The sequence below is a fragment of the Vicinamibacterales bacterium genome, from assembly GCA_036504215.1.
GTDB lineage: Bacteria > Acidobacteriota > Vicinamibacteria > Vicinamibacterales > Fen-181 > FEN-299.
Genome location: DASXVO010000009.1, coordinates 1 through 1557 on the forward strand (window position 1 = coordinate 1; position 1557 = coordinate 1557).

At 66.7% G+C, this 1557-nt stretch carries 2 protein-coding genes; both read left to right on the forward strand.

The genetic code is table 11. The annotated features are described in order from the left end of the window. The coding region (locus VGK32_02475; protein HEY3380601.1) for a hypothetical protein at positions 1 to 273 on the forward strand (273 nt) is incomplete at its 5' end. Between the two features lie 537 nt (positions 274 to 810). Beyond that, positions 811 to 1557, forward strand: a complete 747-nt coding sequence (locus VGK32_02480) for a hypothetical protein (GenBank protein ID HEY3380602.1) — start codon at positions 811 to 813, stop codon at positions 1555 to 1557.

Below are 1557 nucleotides of genomic sequence, written 5' to 3' on the forward strand. Positions count from 1 at the left end.
CGATACACCCTTCGCTGTGATGTCCTTCTTGGTAGTCTTCCCCATGGCGCGTTCCTCCGGGTGGCCGCCTTCCAAGCGGCCGGTTGTTGCCCACCGGAAGAATGCGCCATTTCACTTTTCCCCACGACTCGGGACACCACCAAGGCGCGCCGCGCGATCGACATCCACGAAGGAGAGGAAGTCGACGAGTCCGCCTTCAAGGCGCTCGTTCGCCAAGCGGTCGCCCTCAACAGTTCGGGCAAGTCGAAACCTTCGAAGAAAGGGAAGCCTTAAGGGATTCCGCCAATTCGTGTGCCGACGGCAAGCCCCGCCCGCGATGGAGCCCGGGTGAAGGCACCTTGACTCAGGGGGTCTGCGAGGCCTCGCCAAAGGCACCACGGAACGCGCCTTCGGCCTTTCCCTCCACGGGTCCGAGCGCCGGCTTGAGCTCCTCCTGGACGGACTGCAGCGCCTTGCCCAGCCATCTCGAGGGATGGCTCTCAACTGCTCGGTCATCCTCCGGTCGTCCTGCGCCGGCGCGGAACGGAGGTCACGCCTGGTTGCGTCGTTGCCTCCGCGACGACTTCGCGAACCAACCACCCGGCCACGCTGCGCGCGAATCCAATCCGATGAAGCCCGAGGCCGAGCCGGCAGCCTCCGGTTTGCTTCGGAAGTCATCCACGCGGTGGATTCGCGAAGCCTCTTGCCAGCCAGTCGCCCGAGCCGTCGCGCGGTTCCCGTGGCTGGATGGCAGAGCGCCTGGCGCCCCGCCGGATTTGCCGCCTATGTCGAGCGCACCTATTTGGAGGTGAACGGGGAGGAAGAAACTCGATGCTCGAACAGATTCGCAACTACTTCGCGACAGGAGTGGGCCAGATGACGGCGTACCTGCCCAACCTCGTCTCGGCGGTCATCGTGCTGTTGGTCGGCTACCTTCTCTCGAGAGTCCTCGGCTCCGTCGTTGCCAGGCTGCTCGGCCGCGCGCAGTTCGATGCATTCGTCGCCCGCCACATGCAGCCACAGGCGGGCGCGACCCGTCTCTCGGCTTCCCGGACAACGGGCAGGGCCGTGTTCTGGCTGGGCATGCTCGTCACCTTCTCCCTAACGGCCCAGGCGCTTCGACTCGCCGCACTCTCGTCGGGCATCAACCGGATCATCGGGTACGTGCCGCGGGTGATTGTCGCCGCCTTGATCGTGGCCATCGCCATCCCCGTCGCCAGGGTCCTCTCCGAGCTGGTGGCGAACGTAAGCAGTGCCTGGGTCGCCAAGGGGGTCCGCGCCGCGGTGATCGCACTGTCGGTGTTCATGGCCCTGGACCAGCTAGGCGTCGCACGCAACATCGTCAATGCCGGCTTCATTGCGGTGGTCGCCTCCGCGGCGGCCGCAGCGGCGATCGCCTTCGGGGTGGGCGGAATCGACGTCGCCCGCGACTACGAACGTCAGTGGCGGCGGCGGTCGGCACGCAGCCGCAGGGCGGCGCAGCGTCCTTCCGAGGAATACCCAGCGGGCGCGCGGGCGACGACGTCGACGCGGACCTCTTCTACCGAAGCGCCCGAACCCTCGGGCCGCCCTCACTAG